The following is a 14,546-nucleotide window of genomic DNA, read 5'->3' as shown; positions in this document are numbered from 1 at the left end:
CCGGGCCCCGCGGCCCGGGGTCAGCGCGCGGGGGCGGGGTCCCCCGCGGCCAGCCCCATGAGCAGGTCGAACTCGCCGGCCCGCAGGTGTCCCCGGTTGATCTTGGAGACGGCCAGGCAGGGCGCGAAGGCGCGCACCCAGAGCATCATGCGCTCGGCGTCCACGTCCATCACGCGGGACAGGACGGACACCCGGCGCTCCACCTCGTCGTTGTCGCCGGCCTGCCACATCGCCCAGTCCACCGCGTCCACGGCGCCGTCGCCCAGGCAGCCGCGCGGGTCCAGCGCGACCAGGCCGCGCTCTCCCCCGTCGATGACGTTGCCGGGGTGGAGGTCGCCGTGCAGGGGGACGCCCCCCTCACGGCCGTTGGCGAGGTCGCGGGCCAGGGCGCGGGCGCGGTGCATGACCGAGGCCGGGACGGCCTCGGCGGCCGGGCCCTCGCAGCGTTCGCGTTCCCACAGGTCGAAGACGAACTGCACCCGGGAGGTGAGCGGCGGCAGCTCCTGGAGCCGCGCGCGGGACACCTCGACCGCTTGCAGGTCGGCGATGAGCGCCCCGACGGTCTCCATCTCCGGGACCTCTCCCTTGGCCGCGACGGTGTCGCCCTCCACGCGCTCCATGAACACCGCGCCGTGGCGCGGGTCCAGCCCCCAGACCCGCGGCACCCTCCCGGTGGGCTCCCACAGGCGCAGCAGCCCGGCCTCGGCGACCGCCAGGCCGCTGTCCGGGGAGAGCTTGACCACACCCTTGCGCCCGTCGGCGCCCAGGACGTGCAGGACCACCGAGGTGCGGCCGTGGGGCGCCGTGCCCTCGACGGTGAGCCGCCACTCGGCGGCGAGCTTGTCGACGACGGCGGGCAGTCCGGCCAGCCAGTCACCGACATGGGCGCCGAAGCGCCGTTCCAGCCGACGGCGCTGCGGTTCGTCCACGAACTGCATCGTGACGTCGTTCATACATCCACCTTCGGTCCGCTCACGTCGATGCCTGCCGGGGTCGAGCCGCCGACGCGCGAGCGTTTCCGGGGCTCAGGGCCGTTCACCGGGTCGCACGTGCCCCGCGTCCCGGCCGCGGGGTCGGGGAGGGGACAGTCCGGGCGGTCGCGCGCCCCCCTGGGTGCGGGCACGGTACGGGCCGTGCCGCGGGTGCGGGGAGTTCCCGCCCTCCAGGCCCATACCCAGACCCGTCGAGGGGGTAACGGCCCGCGGCCGTCCCGGATCCGGGATGTTCGCCCGGTCCGCCTCCGTCACCACCCTCGGAGTTCATCATGTCACCTCGGGTGAGGTTCGCGCGGTCGTTCCGGACATCTCACACGAGCCGCCCCTTCGCCGCCCGGTGCTGGGCCAGGAGGGTGTCCACGACCAGTTCCGACGGCCACAGCGGCGCGGTGATGGCGGTGACGTCCAGTCCGCGCAGGAGGTCGAAGTCGGGGCCGTCCACGAGCCTCCAGGCGGCGACCGCCACGTTCTCGTGACCGTCGCGGCGCAGCCGGTCGACCGCGTCGAACACCGAGGGCGCCCAGGTGCGCAGGTAGCCCACCTGCACCGGGGAGCCCAGGCGGCGGCTGAGCATACGGGCCACGTCCATCACGACCTGGCGCTCCTCGGTGCCGGTGGTGCCGTCGGCGGCCAGCACGACACCGTCCCCGCTCCCCCAGCCGGAGTCGGACAGGCGGGCGGCCAGGTCGGCGACGATCGAGGGCACCGCGCCCAGGGGCGGGGTGTGGCAGGCGTCGGGCATCCCGCCGAGGTCGAGACGGGAGAGCAGGTGGGCGCTGGCGACGTCCCCTCCGGCGACGAACGCCGGGACGACCACCTTGGGGCCGCGGACGGAACGCAGTGCGGCGGCCACCTCGTCGGGGCTGCCGAAGGCGGCCGTGACGGGCGCCTCCCCCCGACCGGCCACCGCTTCGGCCAGGCCGCACAGGGCCTCTCGCCGTTGGGCGTCACGCGAGTCGTCGGCTACGAGAACCATCGTCGGGACCATGCGCGGCTCCTTCGTCGTCTTTCGGATCGCTGCCGTTCTCTGCGAGGGTAAAGGGGCACAGTTTCAGGGGAGTGGCCCCGTGTTACGCACAGGAAAACAGCGGACAATGGCTGTGATGGTTATCACCAGAGCATCTCTTGGTGAACCATAACAATCGTCGAAAAACCGGGCCCTGTCCACTTGTTCGCACAGTGGTCTACACCTCACCGGCTCTCCTGCCCCTCCGACACTTCTCCCACATCTCGCGTACACTCCGGCCACCACCTGGCCGAACTTCGCGAGAACCGACCCCCTACAGGGGTTACCGATCGGTAGGACATGACGGAGAACACCTCGGTGGAACCATCCCCGGGAACGCCGGAATTTGCCGGGAAGTTCTCTGGAGAAATTCCCGGCAAAGTAATTCCCATGCATTCGCCTCGTGCGGATGCACGTGCCACAGAATGTGCCCGCCGGACCGCCTGACATGACACCCGAAATGACACCGGGTACCGATTTGCCGTCGAATGCCCGGAAAGCACCCCAAAGGCACCACCCCGCGCATGCATCGGATAGCACAGGATCGACCATCAAGTCAAGGGTGCACAGCCCCCTCTTTCGCCCTGGACCTCGCACCACTCACCCCGTGGGGTCAGGGTGAGAGTGCGGCGCCATCACTTGCCATCGGCCTGAAAAGGGATTCAAACTAAGAAGCGGAACACGGATGTCACCGCAGGCCCGGGGGCCACAACAGCCCCTCCCTGCGCATCGTCCCGGAGCCCCCTCACCCCGGGTCGTGTGTTCCGCCGGAGCACCGCATCGTCCAGACTGGAGTGAGCATGGCCGTCCACCCTCGGGTACGGACACTCGCGCAGACCTTCCTCGAACACGCCGACCGGGTCTCCCCCGGCCTGGTCGAGGGCCTCTACCTGACCGGTTCGGTGGCCCTGGGAGACTTCCGCCCGCACACCAGCGACGTCGACTTCGTCATCGTCACCTCCCGGCGCCCCGATCCGCGGGAGAGCGACCTGCTCCGCCAGGCACACGCCCGCACCCGCGCCGACGTCCCCCGCCCCCAGTTCAACGGCATCCACGTGACCTGGGACGACCTCACCCGCGACCCCTCCGCCTGCGGCTCCGTCCCCTCCGTCATCGGCGGCCGCTTCCGCGACCGGGCCGCCTCCGACGTCAACCCGGTCACCTGGCACATCCTGGCCTGTCACGGAGTCACCCTGCGCGGCCCCCACCCGCTCGAACTCGACGTGTGGGACGAACGCGAGAGCCTGCGCACCTGGTCGCTGGGCTCCCTCGACGAGCAGTGGCGCCGCTGGCGGGAGAAGGCCGGCCGCCTCGTCACCCCGCGCGGCCTCGCCGTCCTGGGCTCCCTGGCACCCTCCTGGAGCGTGCTCAGCGTCAGCCGCCTGCACTTCACCCTCAAGACCGGCGAGATCACCTCCAAGTCCAGCGCCGGCGCCTACGCCCTGCACGCCTTCCCCGAACGCTGGCAGCGCATCGTCAACGAGTGCCTGCGCGTCCGCCGCGGCAGCGGTGCGCCCTCCCTGTACGAGAGCGCCCTGGCCCGCCGCCGGGCCGCTCTGGACTACATCGAGATGGTCCTCGACGACGCCCTGCGCCCCGGTCTGGCCGCCGCCTGAAACCGTTGGTCCCCCGGACCTCCGCTGCGGTTCGCGCCCGACCCCCTTCGCGGGCGGGAACGGCTTTCGGAAGACACGGTCGCCCCTCCGGCGCGGTCCCCGCCCTCCCGTCGCCCACCACCCCCAACGGGTGACCCACGGCCACGGGCCCCTCCTCCGGGACCACCCCTGCGGGTCCTCCGAAACCCCGCAGACGACTCGCACCCCCGGAACGGCTTTCGGAAGACACGGTGGCCCCTCCGGCGGGGTCCCCGCCCTCCCGTCGCCCACCACCCCCAACGGGTGACCCACGGCCACGGGCCCCTCCTCCGGGACCACCCCTGCGGGTCCTCCGAAACCCCGCAGACGACTCGCACCCCCGGAACGGCCACGTGGCGCAGCGACTACCCTGTGGGCATGACCCTGCGCCCCATCGTCCGCTTCGGCGACCCCGTCCTCGTCACCCCGACCACGCCCGTCACCAGGTTCGACCGGCACACCGAGGCCCTGGTCAAGGATCTGCTGGACACCGTCGACGCACCCGGCCGCGCCGGGGTGGCCGCCACCCAGATCGGGGTGGGCCTGCGGGTGTTCGGCTACAACGTCGAGGGGCGCATCGGCTACGTCATCAACCCCGAGCTGGCCGAGCTCTCCGAGGAGACCCAGGACGGCGAGGAGGGCTGCCTGTCCATCCCCCGGCTCTGGTACCCCACGCGGCGGGCCATGCGCGCGGTCGTCACCGGTGTGGACCTGCGCAACGAGCCGGTCACCGTGTCCGGCGAGGGCCTCATGGCGCGCGCCCTACAGCACGAGACCCAGCACCTGGACGGGGTGCTGTACATCGACCGGCTCACCCCCGAGCTGCGCAAGAAGGCGCTGCGCGACATCCGGCGTTCGGACTGGTTCATGCCGCAGGGGGAGACCAAGGCCGCGGGACCGCTGCCGAGCGCCTTCGGTGGGACCGGCTGAACCAGGAGCAAAAGGGTCACTCCGGTCCTTCGGTACGGGTATCTTCGGACACATCCCCGCGCACTCCCCCACAGTCCCGTGAGTCAACGCACTAGGCATGTAACGCCACGATCTCATAGGGTCGGCTGAGCATCCTCCGCCACGGTGCCCCCGTCCGGATGCCCCCTGACCCTCTCGGAGCAGACATGACACCCACGCCCCGTTCACGGCGCGGTAGGCGCGCCGCGCTGTCGCTGGCGTCAGCCGTCGCCGCCCTCGCCGTCGCCATGCCCGGAACCGCCCTCGCGGAGCCGGACGACGACGAGGTGGACATCGAGGAGTTGGAGCGGCGAGCCGACGAGCTCGAAGAGACCTACCAGGGCGAACTGCTCCAGTTCACCGAGGTCAAGGAGCGCGTCAAGAAGGCCGAGGAGGACCTTGAGGAGATCGAGGAGCGGCTCGACGGCTCGCGCGCGGGGGTGTCGGCCATCGTCGCCACCCAGTACAAGTCCAGCAGCAACGGCTTCGACCCCGCGTTCTCCGTGATCTTCTCCAGCGAACCCCAGGACATGTACGGGGACGCCGCCACCCTCACCTACCTCGGCGCGAGCCAGGCCGAGCAGATCTCCGGTCTGATCGAGACCCGCGACGAGGCCCAGGAGGTCCGCGACGAGCTCGAAGTCGAGCTCAAGGACGCCGAGGAACTCATCGAGGAACTCGAAGAGAACAAGGAGGAGGTCGCGGCCAAGATCAAGGAGTACGAGGAGTCACAGGTGCCCGAACCGCCCGCGGGCGGCGGCACCGGCGACATCCCGCAGAGCGCCGTCGGCAATGGGTGGGCGCAGACCACCCCCCGCATGGCCGCGATCCGCGACGAGATCATCCGCAACGTCGGCGTCCCGCTCCCGGTTGGCTGCTGGCGCAACAGCGCCGACGACCACGGCCAGGGGCGGGCCTGCGACTTCATGGTGAGCTACGGCACCCACCCCTCGGCGGACAACAAGGCCTGGGGGCAGCGGATCGCCGACTACGCGATCAACAACGCCGACCGGCTCGGCGTGGAGTACGTGATCTGGGAGCAGCAGATCTGGCACTCGGCCAACCGGTCGTGGCGGTTCATGAACGACCGGGGCAGCATCACCCAGAACCACTACGACCACGTGCACATCACCGCCTACTGACCCGCGCCAGGGGCAGGACGGCCGCCAGCGCCACGGCCAGCGCCGCGAAGGCCGGACCGTAGCCCAGCGTCTGGATGAGCAGGCCCAGCGACATCGCGCCGGCCCCGGCGCCGGCGTCGTAGCCGATGTTCCACACCGCGCTGGCCCGACCCTGACCGGTCGGGCCGGCGCGGTTCAGCATGAGGGTGACGGTCTCGTTCTGGACCGCGCCGAACCCCAGGCCGAACAGGGCGGCACCGGCCAGGACCCAGCCGTCCTGGCCCCACAGGCCCGCGGCGATCAGAGCGGTGCCGCAGACGGCGGCCGCCATCCCGGGCAGCAGCAACAGGGTGCGGCCGTAGCGGTCGTAGGAGGACCCAGCGCTCCACCGGCCGACCACCACCAGCGCCGCGTAGGCGGCCAGGGACGCGCCCACGAGCCAGGGGGTATCGGCCAGGGGCACCGCGACGAAGGTGACGACGGCCCCGGCCGACGAGGCGGTCAGCAGCATGAGCACCAGCGGACCGGCCAGGGAGGCGCCGCGGCCGGCGTCCTGGGCCGGGCGCGGCGTCGCGCGCAGCAGCGGGCGGTTGCGGCCGCCGTCGGCGAACCAGACGCCCGCCGACAGGGCGGCGCCGATCAGGGAGCACAGGCCGGTGAGCCAGAACGCCGTGTCGAAGCCGAGGTCGAGCGCCAGGGCGACGCCGCCCGGCAGGATGACGACCTGCGGCAGGCCCACCGCCAGCCCGTAGTAGCCGGTGGCCCGGCCCACCTGCTCGGGCGGGACCAGCCGGGCGGCCAGCGCCGTCCCGGCGACGCTGACCATGCCGAAGCCCACCCCGCGGACCGCGGAGATCGCGATGAGGGGGGCCAGGTCGGTGCTGAGGGCGAACAGCGGGGTGGGCAGGCCCATGATGAGCGAGCCCGCGGGGAAGGCCCAGCGGTAGCCGCCGCGTTCGAGCACCCGGGGCATGGCCAGCTGGGTGAGGACGGTGGTGAGCATGAACGCCGCGGTGGTGGTCCCGGCGCCGAACTCCCCCGCCCCGCCCCGGATCGCCCACAGCGGCACCAGGGGCAGGACGGCGGCGAAGCCGCACAGTCCGACGGCGGTGGCGACGATGAGCAGGGCGAAGCCGCGGCCTCGGAGGCCGGGGGCCGCGCCGACGGAGGAAGAAGAGGGGATCATCCTCCCTTTCTAGCCCATGTGCTCATTCGAGGGCGAGGTGCTCCCGCAGCCACGAGCGCAGCCGGAGCGTCAGCTCCGGGGACACGGCCGGTTCGGCGTGGCCCATGCCGGGGACGATCCACAGCTCCCTGGGGTCGGCGGCGGCCTCGTAGATGGCGGTGGCGTGGGAGGTGGGGAAGTAGGTGTCGGCCTCGCCGTGGACGACCAGCAGCGGAGCGGGCGCGACGTCCCCGGCGATCTCCCGGGGTTCGGCGGGCCGGGTGTCCCAGCCGCGGTCGGCGACGCGGACCTTGCGGAAGCTGCGCAGGAAGAAGCGGCCCGCGGTGCGGCCCACGCCCAGGTGGATCAGCCGCATCCGCCGGGTGCCGCGGTAGTACCAGCGGCTCGGCGCGCTGATGGAGACCGCCGCGGCGACGCCCTTGTAGACCGCGGCGTGGCGCACGACGACGGCGGCGCCCATGGAGAAGCCGACCGTGGCGATGGAGGTGTAGCCGAGTCCCCGCAGGTGGGAGACGACGGCCTCCAGGTCGTGGATCTCGGCGTCGCCGACGGTGCTGTACCCGCCGGAGCCGTGGTGGCCGCGGAAGTCGAAGGTCATGACGTCCGCGATCAGGCTGAAGGATTCGGCGATCGCCCGGGTGTGGGGGCTGCGGTAGCTGCCGGTGAAGCCGTTGGCCAGCACGACGGCAGCGGTGCGGCCGGGGGCGCCGCGCAGCAGCACGGAGTCGATGCCGACACCGTCGGCGGTGGTGAGCCAGTAGCGCTGGGAGGTCGACTGCGGATGGTCGATGGCGTCGGACACACCTCCATCGTGCCCGATCCGTCCCGATCGGAAAACCCGCACCGGGTGTGTCGGACACGACCTCCGAATCCGGAACGCCCGCCCGTCTCCGCCCGACCCGGATACGGGCGGGCCTCGACGGGGTGTCCCCGGCGGTGCGGTCAGTGGTCGCCGAAGCGCCGGTCGATCCGCTCGTCGGGGTAGAGCGGGCGGTTCCCGTACTCGTCGGCGGTGTCCCCGCCGAGGAGGTCGCCGCCGCCGTATCCGCCGAGTGCGTCACCGTTCCACGCGGCGTCCCCGGCGGGCCCGGACGCGCCCCGGTACGGGGCGCCGGGCTGCGGCCCGGTACCCCGGGCCGACGGGTCCGGCCGACGGCCGTCACCGAACGGGGGCGGCCCCCCGGCGGGCGTACCGGGCTGCGGCCGGTTCCCCGGCCCCGCCGCACCCGCACCGTGGGCACCGGGCCGGTACTCCGCCCCGCCCGGGTAGGGAGTTCCGCCGCCCCGGGGCTCGCCCCGATGGTCGTGGCCCGGCCGCGGACCGGTACCCGGTGCCCCGTCGGCACCGTGCGCGCCGGAGTGGAGGCCGGTTCCGCCGTACCCGGGCGCCCCCGGAGCCCCCCATGCCGGTGCACCGGGCCGTGGTCCGCCCTGCGGGTCGGCGCCCCGTACGGGTTCATCCGACCGGCGGCCGATGCCCCGACCCGCGGCATGGACACCGCCGGGGGCGGGCACGCCACCGGCAGGCGTACCCCACGACGCCATCGGACCCGACTGCGGACCACCGCGAGGATCGACGCCCCGAACCGGTGCGGGCGAGGAACCACCATCCGCCCCCGGTGCCCCACCAACACCATGAACACCGAAACCGGACTCCACCCCACCCGGAGCAGGCACGCCACCGGCAGGCGTACCCCACGACACCGCCGAACCCGACTGCGGACCGCCGTGCGCGCCGGCGGGCCGGGGGCCGGTGCCCGGCACGCCGGGAGGCGCTGCGAGGGCGGGCGGGGCCGCGAGGGCCGGGGTGCCGTGCGGAGGGGTCGGAGCGGTGGGGGGACCGGGGGCGTCGTCCTCGTACCCGTCGTCCTCGTACCCGTCGTAGGCGTACGACTCCTCGCGGAGCTCGGCCGGGGGGAAGGCCAGCGAGCGCAGGTTCAGCGCCACGTGGACCAGGACCGGCACCCAGAGGCTGCCCGTGCCCAGGTACAGGACCACGAACAGGGTGCCCGACGCCCCCGCACTGACCAGCCCCCACCAGCCCTGGTACAGGTAGGCCACCGCGAAGAGCAGCACCGACAGCACCGCGCCGATCCACAGGGGCACGCCCATGCTCGCCACCAGGACGATGAACAGCCCCCGGTAGAGCAGCTCCGCGCACAGGCCGCCGGTCACCGCGGCGCCGACCGCGGCCAGGCGCTCGTTGCGCGTGTAGGGGATCAGCAGCCACCGGTCCCGCTCGGGCTCGGGCAGGGACACCGGCCGGTCCGCGGCCACGCGGCGGCCGCCGCGCTTGCGCCCCTTCGGCCTGCCCCGGGGCAGGCGGTCCTTCAGCCACGGCGGCAGCCCGTTGACCAGGACCCACAGCACCACCAGGGCGAGCAGGCCGCCCAGCGCGCCGCCCACCACGGGGCCCAACGCGTGCGGCAGCCGGAGGCCGAGGTCGGCGGCGGCCAGGTCCGGGGAGGTGAACAGCACGACCAGTACCAGCGCCCCCCACAGCGCGTGTACACCCATGGTCACGGCGTGCACCTTGACCAGCGCGTTAGCGTCCGTATCGCGGCGGCGGGACAGCCAGGCGAAGGTCCGCCTGCCGAGGTAGGGCTCGCCGAACGCCGCGAAGAAGAGCAGCAGGACCGTCAGCAGGGTCCCCGCGAGGCTGAACTGAGGAAGTGTCTCGGACCATGGCACGGGGCAATAGTAGAGGTCCGAAACGAGCCATAGAGCACATGCCGGACATCGTCCTCTTGTGGTTATCCGGACCAGAGGCGACCGTAGAGAGTGTCACAGGTCACATCGAGGTCGGTGACCGGCCGGCCCCGTACGGATCCCGAAGGGCAGGGCAGTGGGATGGTCGATCGAACCGTAGACGTACCGAGGGCCGCAGGGCCCGCGCACATCCGCAACATCGCGCTGGTCGGACCGACCGGCGCCGGCAAGACGAGCCTGGTCGAGGCCCTCCTCTCGGCTGCCGGGACGATCCACCGGCCCGGCAGCGTGGAGGAGGGCACGACCGTCAGCGATCGTGACGAGGTGGAGATCCGCCAGAAGCGCTCGGTGCACCTGACCGTCAACCCGGTCATGGTCGGCGACGTCAAGGTGAACCTTCTGGACACCCCCGGCTACGCCGACTTCATCGGCGCCATGCGCGCCGGGCTGCGCGGCGCCGACGCCGCCCTGTTCGTCGTCTCCGCCCTGGAGGGCGTCGACGGCCGCACCCGGGTGCTGTGGGAGGAGTGCGCCGCGGTGGGCATGCCGCGCGCGGTCGCGGTCACCAAGGTGGACCACCCCCGCGCCGACTTCGAGGACGTGGTGGCCCAGTGCCGCAAGGCCTTCGGCGACGGCGTCCACGCCGCCTACCTCCCGGCCTTCGAGGGCTCCGGCGAGGACCGGCGGCTGGTCGGCCTGTGGGGCCTGGTCTCCGAGCGCTACCACGACTACGACTCCGCCGAGGGGCACACCCCGCCGGAGAACCTGAGCGACCGGGCCGCGGCATTGCGGGAGACCCTCGTGGAGGAGGTCATCACCGAGAGCGAGGACGAGGTCCTCATGGAGCGCTACATGGAGGGCGGCGCACTCGACCCGGACCTGCTCATCGCCGACCTCCAGAAGGCCGTGGCCGCGGGCGGCTTCCACCCGGTGCTGGCGATCGGCACCACCACGGGCGTGGGCGTGCGCGAACTCCTGCGCGAGCTCCCGGTCTCCTGCCCGGACCCGACCCGCCGCCCCTTCCCGGAGGTGGTGGACCTACAGACCCGCCCGGTGCGCGGCCTGTCCTGCGACCCGGACGGCCCGCTGGTGGCGGAGGTGCTGGCGACCGCCAGCGACCCGTACGTGGGCCGCACCAGCCTGGTCCGGGTGTTCTCGGGGACCCTGTCCCCGGACTCGGTGGTCCACCTGCACGGCCACGGCGTCCCGTCGGGGCTGACCGGCTCGGACGACCTGGACACCTCTGGCCGCGACGAGCGGGCGGGCGGCCTGTCGGTGCCGGTCGGACGGGACAACCACCCGGTGGGCGCGGTGGGGGCGGGCGACGTCTGCCTGGTGGCCAAGCTGCCCGACGCCCGCACCGGTGACACGCTCTCCTCGCCGGAGCGCCCGCTACGGGTGGCGCCGTGGCACTTCCCGCAACCGCTGCTGCCGGTGGCGATCTCCGCGGCGTCCTCCGCCGACGAGGACAAACTGTCGCACTCGGTGGCGCGGCTGGTGGCCGAGGACCCGTCGCTGCGGGTGGAGGTGAACCCGGAGACCCACCAGATGGTGCTGTGGACCCTGGGCGAGGCGCACCTGGACGCGGCACTGGACCGGCTGGGGCACCGGTACGGGGTGCGGGTGGAGACCGACGAGGTGCGCGTCCCGCTGCGCACCACGTTCTCCTGTCCGGCCGAGGGCATGGGACGCAACGTCAAGCAGAGCGGCGGCCACGGCGAGTTCGGCATCTGCCGGATCAAGGTGGAGCCGCTGGAGTCGGGCGCGGGCCTGGAGTTCGTCGACAGGATCGTGGGCGGTGTGGTCCCGCGCCAGTACATCCCGTCCGTGGAGAAGGGCGTACGCGCCCAGATGGCCGACGGCGTGGACACCGGCTACCCGCTGGTGGACATCCGGGTGACCCTCTACGACGGCAAGGCCCACTCGGTGGACTCCTCCGACATGGCGTTCCAGAAGGCGGCCCGGCTGGCGCTCAAGGACGCGGCGGCCGCCGCGGAGCTGGCGATGCTGGAGCCGGTGGACTCGGTGGAGGTGGAGGTCGACGACGAGCTGCTGGGGACCGTGATGAGCGACCTGTCGGCGCGCCGCGGCCGGGTGGTGGGCTCCGAGCCGGCCCCGGGCGGCCGGGCGGTCATCCGGGCGGAGGTCCCCGAGCTGGAGATCACCCGCTACGCGGTGGAGCTGCGTTCGCTGTCGCACGGAACGGGTGTGTTCACCCGCCGCTACCTGCGCCACGAGCCGCTGCCGCCGCAGGTGGCGGCCAGGCTGCCCCGGCAGCGCGACGACGCCTGAACGTCAGAACACCCGGCCGGGCCGGCTGCGGTCGGCCAGGGCGGCGAACCTGAACGTGTTGACGGGGTGGCCGGACAGGAGGTTGACCAGGAGCACGAAGAACCCGGTGTCGGTGTGGGCGCGGTCGGCGATGTCCTGGAAGTCGACGGAGCGGTACAGGTACTTGCCCGCGGCCATCACCCGGAACCCCTGCACGCCCTCGGGGCAGAACGCGTAGGCGTGGTTGTCGGCCGTGTACTCCTGCGCCCGCCCCAGACTGCTGCCCACCCCGGGGATGACGTTGGCGACGGAGATCCCGAACTGCCGCCAGAACGACGTGTGCCCGGCGGCGATGTGGCCGACCTCGTGCCCGATGAAGAACCGCAGCGCGTCCGGGTCGCCCAGTCGCACGCCCACCTCGAACAGGTCGCTGTTGACGGCGACGTACCGCCGCGACCCGTGCCCGGAGGCGAAGGCGTTCAGCACCCCGTTGCCGGGCACCACGTACGCCTCGGGTACCCGCCGCATCCCGAACGCCCGCGCGGCCTCGACCACCATCCGGTGCACCTCGGGGAACTGCCCCTCGGTGATCCGCACCCCGTTGACCCGCTGGCGCGCGTACAGCTGGCCGCGCACGAAGTACACCAGCGCGGGGATGCTGAGCAGCAGCAGCGGTTCGTTGGGGTCACCGGAGTAGGCGCGGCTGACCGCGCCCGCCACGGTGAACAGGGTCGCTCCGACGCACATCGCCAGCAGCGGGACCTCCCGCGGGTGCCGCAGCGAGCGGGTGTTCCCGGGGTCGCCCCAGCGGCGGGGGAGGACCCCCACCCCCGGTCAGTAGCGGTGGTCGGGGCCGGGCCGGTCCTCCTCCGGCCCGGGGGGCGGCGCGTGGTGGGCGCTGCCCTGGGGCGGCGGTCCGCCGAACGCCGGACCGGCGGGGGGCCGGCGCGGTTCCTCGTCCTCGTCGAGGAACGCGGCCATGTCCGCCGAGAGGGTCGACTCCTCGACCTTCTCGTTGCGCCACTCCTCGCGCAGTTCCTCGTCCTGGGCGTTGAACACGGCGCCCATGTCGGCGTCGTGGGTGGAGTCGGCCTCCCTGGGCGGCGTGTCCCAGGAGGAGGCCAGGAAGGCGCTGTCGTAGGCGTCGTTGCCGTAGTCCCCCGCCTCCTGGGGGCCGGAGGGCTGCCCGATCGGGTCGATCGTGGGCTCCTCGTGGGCCGGGCGCACGTCGGCGACGGGCACGGGCACCGGGACGTCGTCGGGCGCGGGGCCGGGGAACATCGCGCCGGAGGGCGCGGGGGCGGGCGCGTCCTCGCGGTCACTGCCCAGGTAGGACAGTGCGGCGACGGTGAGGGCGGCCAGCCCGGCCCGCAGCGCGGGCTCGCGGGCGGGCGCGAAGAACGGCGAGTGGTTGCTGGGCACGTTGCCGAGCTTCTCGTAGGGCGTGTCGCCGGGGGCGGCGTCCCACACGTCGTGCGGGGTGGCGCCGACGAACCAGTACACGTACGGGATGGGCCGCGGGTCGTCGGGCAGCCCGTAGTACCCGAAGTCCTCGGTGGAGGGGGACGGGTCGGGCAGGTGGATGACGTACTGGTCGCCGAAGTAGGCGCGGTGGGCGGAGGCGACCGCGGACACGCTCTCGGGGTCGTTGCGGGTCACCCCGGCGCCCTGGAAGCGTTCGATCTCGGGTTCGCGGACGGCCCCGGAGGCAGCGGCCTCGGCGCGCACGATGCGCTGGATGGACTCCTCCAGCCGGTCGGCGACCGCGTCGTTGAGGGCCCGGGTGTTGATCTCCAGGTAGGCCTCGTCGGGGATGATGTTGGCCTTGGTCCCGGCCTGGATGCGGCCGACGGTGAGGACGGCCATCTCGCTGGGGCTGACCTCGCGGGACACCACGCCCTGGAGGCGGGTGACGATGTTGGCGGCGATCAGCACCGGGTCGACGGCGGTGTGCGGCTGGGAGGCGTGTCCGCCCTCGCCGTACACGCGGACCCGGTAGGAGGCCGAGGAGCCGAGGATGACCCCGGCGCGGTGGGAGATGAGCCCGGCGGGCTGCGGGCCCAGGTGCTGGCCCAGGACGACGTCGGGGCGGCCGAACCGCTCGAAGAGCCCGTCGGCCAGCATCTTCTGGGCGCCGTCGAGGGTCTCCTCACCGGGCTGGGCGACGATCATCACGGTGCCGGACCATTCCTCGCGGGTCTCCGAGAGGAGGTCGGCGGCGCCGACCAGGCAGGCGGTGTGGGCGTCGTGGCCGCAGGCGTGCATGACGGGGACCTCGGCCCCGGTCTCGTCCTCGGTGCGCAGGGTGCTGGCGTAGGGCAGCCCGGTCCTCTCCTCGACGGGGAGCGCGTCCATGTCGGCGCGGAGCATCACCGTGGGGCCGGGTCCGTTGCGCAGGACACCGACGACGCCGGTGCCGCCGACGCCCTTGTGGACCTCGTAGCCGGTGCGGGTCAGCCATTCGGCGACACCGCTGGCGGTGCGGTGCTCCGCGTGGGAGAGTTCCGGGTTCTTGTGGAGGTCGACGTAGAACCCCTCCACGAGCGGGAAGAGCTCGTCGAGGAGTCGCATGACCACGCCCCCGTGCTGGGCTGCACGGTTGGGGTCCACCGCGTGCGGCACGGTATTCCACCGCCTTCTTCAATACTCGACCGGGCCTGTCGCGCCCGGCGGGCG

The 14,546-nt window shown here is 72.9% G+C and carries 11 protein-coding genes; 4 read left to right on the top strand and 7 right to left on the bottom strand.

Annotated features, from left to right (window positions below; genetic code table 11):
- Positions 1-20: 20 nt before the first annotated feature.
- Positions 21-953 carry an aminoglycoside phosphotransferase family protein gene (locus QJS33_RS01290; RefSeq protein WP_306365956.1) on the bottom strand — a complete coding sequence of 311 codons (933 nt, stop codon included), beginning with the start codon at positions 951-953 and terminating at the stop codon, positions 21-23.
- Positions 954-1,305: 352 nt separating this feature from the next.
- On the bottom strand, positions 1,306-1,983 hold the full coding sequence (locus tag QJS33_RS01285; RefSeq protein ID WP_306365955.1) for a sirohydrochlorin chelatase: 678 nt from the start codon (positions 1,981-1,983) through the stop codon (positions 1,306-1,308).
- A gap of 818 nt (positions 1,984-2,801) precedes the next feature.
- Between QJS33_RS01285 and QJS33_RS01280 the strand changes: the two genes are divergently transcribed.
- The 3 genes from QJS33_RS01280 (at position 2,802) to QJS33_RS01270 (ending at position 5,725) form a co-directional block, all read left to right on the top strand.
- Positions 2,802-3,617 (top strand): nucleotidyltransferase domain-containing protein, encoded by an 816-nt coding sequence (locus QJS33_RS01280; protein ID WP_306365954.1) that lies wholly within the window; start codon positions 2,802-2,804, stop codon positions 3,615-3,617.
- Positions 3,618-4,013: 396 nt separating this feature from the next.
- Entirely contained in the window at positions 4,014-4,565 is a 552-nt protein-coding gene (locus QJS33_RS01275) for a peptide deformylase (RefSeq protein WP_306365953.1), read from the top strand.
- 185 nt (positions 4,566-4,750) lie between these two features.
- Positions 4,751-5,725, top strand: a complete 975-nt coding sequence (locus QJS33_RS01270) for a hypothetical protein (protein WP_306365952.1) — start codon at positions 4,751-4,753, stop codon at positions 5,723-5,725.
- On the opposite strand, the gene QJS33_RS01265 is transcribed toward QJS33_RS01270, so the two are convergent.
- From QJS33_RS01265 to QJS33_RS01255, 3 genes are all read right to left on the bottom strand, one after another.
- Positions 5,712-6,890, bottom strand: a complete 1,179-nt coding sequence (locus QJS33_RS01265; protein WP_306365951.1) for an MFS transporter — start codon at positions 6,888-6,890, stop codon at positions 5,712-5,714. The two genes, QJS33_RS01270 and QJS33_RS01265, sit on opposite strands and share 14 nt — an antisense overlap.
- 22 nt (positions 6,891-6,912) lie before the next feature.
- Positions 6,913-7,692, bottom strand: coding sequence for an alpha/beta hydrolase (locus QJS33_RS01260; RefSeq protein WP_306365950.1), 780 nt, complete (start codon positions 7,690-7,692; stop codon positions 6,913-6,915).
- Between the two features lie 140 nt (positions 7,693-7,832).
- Positions 7,833-9,581 carry a type II CAAX prenyl endopeptidase Rce1 family protein gene (locus QJS33_RS01255; protein ID WP_306365949.1) on the bottom strand — a complete coding sequence of 583 codons (1,749 nt, stop codon included), beginning with the start codon at positions 9,579-9,581 and terminating at the stop codon, positions 7,833-7,835.
- A gap of 159 nt (positions 9,582-9,740) precedes the next feature.
- Between QJS33_RS01255 and QJS33_RS01250 the strand changes: the two genes are divergently transcribed.
- Positions 9,741-11,891 carry an elongation factor G-like protein EF-G2 gene (locus tag QJS33_RS01250; RefSeq protein ID WP_306365948.1) on the top strand — a complete coding sequence of 717 codons (2,151 nt, stop codon included), beginning with the start codon at positions 9,741-9,743 and terminating at the stop codon, positions 11,889-11,891.
- A gap of 3 nt (positions 11,892-11,894) precedes the next feature.
- On the opposite strand, the gene QJS33_RS01245 is transcribed toward QJS33_RS01250, so the two are convergent.
- Positions 11,895-12,617 carry a M48 family metallopeptidase gene (locus QJS33_RS01245; RefSeq protein ID WP_306366062.1) on the bottom strand — a complete coding sequence of 241 codons (723 nt, stop codon included), beginning with the start codon at positions 12,615-12,617 and terminating at the stop codon, positions 11,895-11,897.
- 87 nt (positions 12,618-12,704) lie between these two features.
- Complete coding sequence (locus QJS33_RS01240) at positions 12,705-14,441, bottom strand: amidohydrolase (RefSeq protein ID WP_306366061.1); 1,737 nt, start codon at positions 14,439-14,441, stop codon at positions 12,705-12,707.
- Between the last annotated feature and the right edge of the window lie 105 nt (positions 14,442-14,546).

The sequence above is a fragment of the Nocardiopsis sp. CC223A genome (assembly GCF_030766825.1).
Lineage (GTDB): Bacteria > Actinomycetota > Actinomycetes > Streptosporangiales > Streptosporangiaceae > Nocardiopsis.
This window is presented reverse-complemented; position numbering and strand designations above follow the sequence as displayed.

Excerpts from the sequence above, each read along its gene's own strand:
- QJS33_RS01270 (WP_306365952.1), top strand. The coding sequence starts at position 4,751 with ATGACACCCACGCCCCGTTCACGGCGCGGTAGGCGCGCCGCGCTGTCG.
- QJS33_RS01280 (WP_306365954.1), top strand. The coding sequence starts at position 2,802 with ATGGCCGTCCACCCTCGGGTACGGACACTCGCGCAGACCTTCCTCGAA.
- QJS33_RS01290 (WP_306365956.1), bottom strand. The coding sequence starts at position 953 with ATGAACGACGTCACGATGCAGTTCGTGGACGAACCGCAGCGCCGTCGG.
- QJS33_RS01240 (WP_306366061.1), bottom strand. The coding sequence starts at position 14,441 with ATGCGACTCCTCGACGAGCTCTTCCCGCTCGTGGAGGGGTTCTACGTC.
- QJS33_RS01250 (WP_306365948.1), top strand. The coding sequence starts at position 9,741 with ATGGTCGATCGAACCGTAGACGTACCGAGGGCCGCAGGGCCCGCGCAC.
- QJS33_RS01265 (WP_306365951.1), bottom strand. The coding sequence starts at position 6,890 with ATGATCCCCTCTTCTTCCTCCGTCGGCGCGGCCCCCGGCCTCCGAGGC.
- QJS33_RS01275 (WP_306365953.1), top strand. The coding sequence starts at position 4,014 with ATGACCCTGCGCCCCATCGTCCGCTTCGGCGACCCCGTCCTCGTCACC.
- QJS33_RS01285 (WP_306365955.1), bottom strand. The coding sequence starts at position 1,983 with ATGGTCCCGACGATGGTTCTCGTAGCCGACGACTCGCGTGACGCCCAA.
- QJS33_RS01245 (WP_306366062.1), bottom strand. The coding sequence starts at position 12,617 with ATGTGCGTCGGAGCGACCCTGTTCACCGTGGCGGGCGCGGTCAGCCGC.